5 protein-coding genes are annotated in these 6,338 nt (G+C 61.8%); all 5 read left to right on the top strand.

The window, feature by feature from the left end; genetic code table 11:
* Positions 1-1,290: NAD(P)H-hydrate dehydratase (locus JNM42_RS18100; protein WP_294273574.1), on the top strand; the 1,290-nt coding region annotated here is incomplete at its 5' end.
* Positions 1,280-2,155, top strand: coding sequence for a DMT family transporter (locus JNM42_RS18095; RefSeq protein ID WP_294273569.1), 876 nt, complete (start codon positions 1,280-1,282; stop codon positions 2,153-2,155). The genes JNM42_RS18100 and JNM42_RS18095, both read left to right, overlap by 11 nt.
* Before the next feature lie 151 nt (positions 2,156-2,306).
* The gene (locus JNM42_RS18090; protein WP_294273564.1) at positions 2,307-2,591 is read left to right on the top strand and encodes a hypothetical protein; all 285 of its coding nucleotides are present in this window, start codon (positions 2,307-2,309) and stop codon (positions 2,589-2,591) included.
* A 92-nt stretch (positions 2,592-2,683) separates the two neighbouring features.
* A complete protein-coding gene (locus JNM42_RS18085; RefSeq protein ID WP_294273560.1) occupies positions 2,684-2,890 on the top strand; it encodes a DUF4926 domain-containing protein in 207 nt (68 codons plus the stop codon).
* Between the two features lie 394 nt (positions 2,891-3,284).
* Positions 3,285-5,924, top strand: coding sequence for a hypothetical protein (locus JNM42_RS18080; protein WP_294273557.1), 2,640 nt, complete (start codon positions 3,285-3,287; stop codon positions 5,922-5,924).
* Positions 5,925-6,338 lie beyond the last annotated feature (414 nt).

Below are 6,338 nucleotides of genomic sequence, written 5' to 3'. Positions count from 1 at the left end.
CGCGAACGCTTCTTCGACACGCATGTGGTTTTTGTCGGGCCGGCCAACGACCTGCCGATGGACGCGGCAGACGCCTTCAGGCGCTTTGTCGACACCGGTGGCAGCACACTCCCGGCGATTCCCGTCAGGCTGCGCTGGTCACTGATCGTCGACGGCCTGTTCGGCATCGGCCTCAAGCGCGAGATCGGCGATCCTTACGCCGGCCTCATCCGCAGCGCCAACGCACTGGCCGCACGCGACGGCTGCCCGCTGCTGGCGCTCGACTGCCCGAGCGGTCTCGATGCCGACACCGGCAAGCTGCACGGCGCAACGATCCGTGCCAGCCACACCATCACCTTCATCGGCGCCAAGCCGGGACTGTTCACCGCCGACGGCCCCGACCATTGCGGCGAAATTTCGATCGACCCGCTCGATCTCGATTCAAAGGCCCTGTCTCCGGCGAGTGGCCATTCGATCGACCGCACGCTGTTTTCAGCCCACCTGAAAGCGCGCCCGCGCAACAGCCACAAGGGCAGCAACGGCAATGCCGGAGTCCTCGGTGGTGCGCCCGGCATGCTCGGTGGTGCACTGCTCGCCGCTCGCGCCGCATTGCGGCTGGGGAGCGGTCGGGTCTATGTCGGTCTGCTCGACGAACACGCTCCGGCGCTCGACCTGTTGCAGCCCGAGCTGATGCTGCGCACGCCCGCCAAGCTGCTCGCCACCGAACTCACGGCGCTGGCTTGCGGCCCCGGCATGGGCGTCAGCCACGAAGCGCTCGTCCTGCTCGAAAACGCCTGCCAGCTTGAGCTGCCGCTGGTACTCGACGCCGATGCGCTTAACCTCGTTGCCGAGGAAGGCGAACTGCACGTGGCACTGGCCACGCGCAGCGCACCGACCCTGCTCACGCCACACCCGGCCGAAGCCGCGCGACTTCTCGACTGCGACGTGGCTACCGTGCAGGCCGACCGCATCACTGCCGCACTCGAACTCGCCACGCGCTACACGGCCCTGGTCGCGCTCAAGGGCTGCGGCACCGTTGTCGCCTCACCCGAAGGCGCGTGGTTCATCAATACCAACGGCAATCCGGGGCTGGCCACGGCCGGTAGCGGCGACGTACTCACCGGCTTTGTCACCGCCCTGTTGGCTCAGGGCTGGCCACCGCTCGACGCGCTGCTCGTGGCCGTACACCTGCATGGCAACGCCGCCGACCGTCTGGTCGCCGAGGGCTGTGGCCCGATCGGCCTGTGCGCTGGCGAATTGATCGACAGCGCCCGCTACGTCCTGAACCGATGGATTTCAGGTGCACCTTAGGCCTCATCACACAGCGCATGGCGTCATTCTCTTCCTCACCGCCGTCTTCCTGTTCGCCGTACTCGACGCCACTGCAAAGTATCTGACCGCCTTCTTTGCCGTACCGCTGCTCGTCTGGGCGCGTTACTTCGTGCACCTCGTCTTCATGCTGGTCGCCATCGCGCCCGGCATGGGTCGCGAAATCGTCGTCACACAACGGCCGTGGCTGATGACTTTCCGGGCTCTGATGCTGGTCGGCGTTACCCTGCTCGTCCAACTCGCGTTCCGCACCCTGCCGCTGGCCGAAACGACAGCGATTGTTTTTGTTACACCCTTGCTCGTTGCCCTGCTGGCCGGCCCGCTGCTCGGCGAGAAGTTACAGACCAGAAGCTGGCTGGCAACAATCACGGGGTTCTGCGGCGTGCTGCTGATCGCCCGACCGGGCGGCGCGATGGTCGGCATCGGCGTTGTCTACGCGTTCGGCGGCGCGCTCTGCTACGCCATCTACCAGATCCTCACGCGCAAGCTCTCGGCCAGCGAACCGCCGTTGCGCCAGCTTTTCTACACGGCGCTGGTCGGCACCGTCGCCATGTCTTTCGTCTTGCCGGCATACTGGAGCGGAGAAATGCCGACACTGAAGCAAGCCCTGCTCATCGCTTCGCTCGGGTTCTACGGCGGCACTGGCCACTTCCTGCTCATCCGCGCCTTCCGTGAGGCACCGGCCTCGTCGCTGTCGCCGCTGCTCTACGTCCAGTTGATCTGGGCCATGCTGCTCGGCTGGATCGTCTTCGGCCAGTTGCCGGATCTGCCGGCGACACTCGGCATGCTGATCATCGGCGCCTCGGGCTTGAGTCTGGTGCTACACAGACCGCATTCTGGCCAGTGAATCGACCCCGGAATCGATTTGCGGGAATGAATTCCATATTTCGCTGGCGCTGGTGAACGTTGGACAGAACCCTTTCTCATAGCATTTCTCCTACCAGCGACAGTGAAGAAATTGTATAGTGCAGTGCACGTCATTTTTCGAGGGAGGCATCATGAAACTTGTCATCTGGATACTCTGGCCGTCGTTCATCGCGGCCGGCATTGCTCAAGTGCTGTTCTTTACCGTAATCGATCCACAGCAGCTTTATCTGCTCGGCCAACCGGTGGTTTTGCCGGCGATCGCCGTCTATTCGCTTGGCTTTCTGATGTTCTGGCTGATGTGCATTGGATCCAGCCTGATGACCTGGTTCATGCTGCCTCAGGGTATCAAGAAAGCCCTCGAAGCCTATGCCGGGGAACGTGAGGACCTGGCTCGCCGCAAGCGGGCGGCTGGCTAGCCGCCGGTCAATAAGAAACAGCGCAGCACCGAGATCGGGCGAAAGTTAAACGTAGGCTGAGGCGAGAAGCAGTTTGATGGCAAGGCTGGGCGATGAAATCACTTGATGTCGTTGCGACGCTGGAAGACGTTCCGGCGAGTCACCTTGCCAAAGGTCAGGTGGGCACCATCGTTGATGAGTTCAGCGAGAATTTTGTGTTGGACGAATTCACGGATCTTGACGGAGTAGCTTATGTCCTCGAACTCATCCCCGTCGGCAAGCTCATTGAGCTTCGCCACTCGCCAGCAATGGCCGCCTAACCATTGGCTGCTATCGGGCCGACTCCTGACATTCACGGTATGCCTGAGTTGGGAACATGACAGTCGGCTGTCGGCCACTCGATGTTGCCTGCCAATTTGAATGGTCGCGCGGTCACTCGCGAATACAAAAAATCCCGTATATGCTCGCCGAGCAAGTGACCCAAATTCTCGCTTAATCAGCCTCTGGCAGTAAGCTGCGAGCTTCCGAACAGGAAATTTTCGGAACCTGCGCTCGTCAATTCGACGATTGACCACGATTCGATGGCCCCGGATATTCTTGATAAAGTGCATTGAAATTCCTATCCTTAACGAGAAGGACATACCACTACGCCATCCGACAGCGCATCTATGGGACTTGCCTACAGTACCTCGCGAAATCAATTGGAGTCGGGAGATGGTTGAGACTACACGTACAAGCCCTACACTGCAAAAGGGGGACGATGCACGGGTCGCTGTCATCGCGGTTCACGGCGTCGCCGACCAGGCGGCAAACGAAACCGTCCGTTCAGTGGCGGACCTCCTGCTGCGCGTGAAACAGGATGCTGAAGGGCCGGTGCAGTACGGCTATTTTGCCGAGCAGCCGCTGCGGATGGAAGTTCGGCGAATCGAACCGCTGCAGGAGGAGGAACGAGCAAGCGCGGCCGATGAGCCGGACAAGGCCAAGAAGCGTGCCATTCTCGGTTCGGAATTCGCAGCACATCTTGAACGGCGCGGCAAGGAGCGCCCGCGCGGAGCCGCCCAGCCCTCGATCGATCTCCAGTTCACGAGTGCCCAGATTGCCCAGTATGACGCTTCGCTCGATCCGCCGAGCTACGACTCGCTGTGCCTGAGCGCAGAGCGCATCGGGGGAGGCAAGAACAGTCGGACCCGGGTCGATGTGTATGAGATGTATTGGGCGGATCTTTCGCGGCTAGGCAGCGGCTTGTTGCGCATGGTCGGTGAACTCTACCAACTCTTCTTCCACCTGAGCAGTCTCGGCCGCAATACTGTCGATCTGGCCGCTGAAGCCAATCCCGACAGTGTCGCTTGGCGCACGCACCGGTTTCTGCATCGCTTGTGCGACTGGACGCTGGCGGTGCCGATCGGCCTGCTCAACTTGTTCCTGCCCTTGCTGACAGCACTGTTTGTGCTCGCGCTCGTACCCGAGAAAGGCGTGTCCATTTGCGCTGCCGTCATTTGGGCGCTGCTTGGTCTCCTCGTGGGAGGCGCGCTTGTGTACAGGGAATCGCGGCAGCCTTTCCTGTGGTGGTTCGCAGTGCAGACCGCGGGGTTTGCCGTCGGCTGGACGCTTGGATCGGGCCAGGTTCTGTCGCCGGCACACTGGCTCACGTACGGCGGCATGCTGATCGTTTTCGCCGTCGTCTGGTGGCTGGCGCACAAGTACGATCATCGTCGCCCCGGCACGTTCGTCGCGAGCCTGGCGATCATGCTGGTGCTCGGCGTGACGATACAGCTCAAAGCACCGGCGGCGGCCGGCGCGCAAGCCATCGTTCCCTGGATCATGTACCAGGTCGAGCTGGTATTCCTCGCGCTGGTCGTATTCTGGCCGCTTCTCATCGGAGGCCAGGTTCTGGCCTGGTCTGCCGGAGAGTGGCTGATCTGGAACACGCCCGTTGCACAACCGATGGATCCTGAGTCGGAGCGACGACGGACGCGGCGCGTGGTGTGGACCGGACGGCTCGGTTTCGCGCTGTCCACGTCCCTGTTCCTGATCGTGACATTGAGTGTCTGGGCGGCGGTGCTCTGGGTCATGCCTGCCGAGGCATCTTGGGGCGGACTGCTGAAGACTTCGATCGTCCCGAGTTTCGATTTGCTGGGCTCCGGCGAACAGACACTGGGAAAATATGCCAAACACCTGCTCGATCGGAGCGGCGGGCCGCTGTTCAGAGTATTCTTTCTCTGCACCACGTTTTCGCTGCTGATGTCGATCTGGGCGATGCTTCCCTCGGTCGCTGCAGAGATCGCCGCCCCGCGCGATGCTGACCGCGCCGCATCGCGCAAACTCGGTTTCTGGCTCGACCACGGTTTCCGGCTCGCGCGGCTGGCCGGGTCGGTGCTGGTGTTCGGACTGTTGGTGGCGCTGGCCGTCGGCGGAGTGCCGCTCTACAACTGCCGGGATGCAACTGAAGCGCTTGCGCTTCAGTCGTGCTTCGATCGATTCTGGCTCGGCTGGCTGTATGGGCCACTCGCCGGGCTGATCGGCAGCAGCGGGTTGTTCGAAGCCGCCGGTCTTCTGCTTGGCGGCACGACCCTGAGCGTGGTGGCCTTGGGCAGTCGCCTCGGAAAACTGTTCGTCGGGATACGGCCGATTCTCGACATTGCGCTCGATGTGGACAACTGGCTACGCGAGCACCCGCTCAACCACAACCCGAAGTCGCGCATTCTGGCGCGCTATGCCTCGCTGATGCGCTACATCGGCGGACATCGCGACGCCGGCGGCTGCAAATATGATGCTGTGGTCATTGTCGCTCACAGTCAGGGGACGGTCATCAGTGCGGATTTACTGCGCTATCTGCACGCTCAGCCCGGGCGCTGGCCGTTCGACGCGGACACGCCGGTCTATTTCCTCACCATGGGCTGCCCGCTGCGCCAGCTTTATGGCCTGCGCTTTCCGCACCTTTACGGCTGGAGCTGCTACCGCCTGCCGCAGCCGGAGGCGCCGCTCACCGAGCGGGAAGTCTCGATCCCGCTGACTCGCCAGCCCATTCCCGGCGAGCTCGGCGTCGCGCTGTGGGTCAACGCGTACCGCAGTGGCGATTACGTGGGGCGCCGCCTGTGGATCCGTGATGACGATCCGACCCGTTGGGACCCGGCGACGCCTGCCGGTGATGCGGTTGCGTCCGACGCGCCTGGAACCGGCGACGCCGATGTGCCCAAAGCGACGCGCATAGAGTTCTGCATCGGCCCCGGTGCTCATACCCATTACTTCGACGAAACCGCAGCGCGGATGGGAGAAGCGATCGACCAGCTTATCGCCATCTCAACAGTGGGCAAGAAAACGTATCGACACCGCTATCCGGCTTTCTCCGCTTAAAGCAATGCCCGCACGGGGCGTGCCAATGACTTTGAAGCACCGGGAGACATTAATTTAGTGTCGAAGGATCGTGTGCTGTGTTGGTGGCCATCTCCTGTTTGGGTGGGTTGATCCAGACGGTAATTCGTACCTTTGGTGGACGCGCGATCTTGCTCTTGAAGTGTTTTGGATTTGGGGGAAATACATGCGAACTCCAAGAATTTGTTTTCTTTCCTTTTCCTTACCCAAATGCGCGAAAAGCCTCGTCCAAACGATCTGGTTGCGAAGCAACCTTTAGGCGAAGCCGTCGAGTTTGGTCGGGGATGGATAGCGCGGACGCCGTAGGCGTCGTTGCCCTTGGTTGTTAATCGGGTGTTGCCTGGTGCTCAATGTATTGCCGGATGATGCTAATCGGTGCGCCGCCACAGGAGGCGG

The organism is Propionivibrio sp., from assembly GCF_016790145.1.
In the GTDB taxonomy this organism is placed as follows: domain Bacteria; phylum Pseudomonadota; class Gammaproteobacteria; order Burkholderiales; family Rhodocyclaceae; genus Propionivibrio.
The sequence above is the reverse complement of the archived record's forward strand: the minus strand, read 5'-3'. Positions and strand labels throughout refer to the sequence as shown.

Excerpts from the sequence above, each read along its gene's own strand:
- JNM42_RS18090 (WP_294273564.1), top strand. The coding sequence starts at position 2,307 with ATGAAACTTGTCATCTGGATACTCTGGCCGTCGTTCATCGCGGCCGGC.
- JNM42_RS18080 (WP_294273557.1), top strand. The coding sequence starts at position 3,285 with ATGGTTGAGACTACACGTACAAGCCCTACACTGCAAAAGGGGGACGAT.
- JNM42_RS18085 (WP_294273560.1), top strand. The coding sequence starts at position 2,684 with ATGAAATCACTTGATGTCGTTGCGACGCTGGAAGACGTTCCGGCGAGT.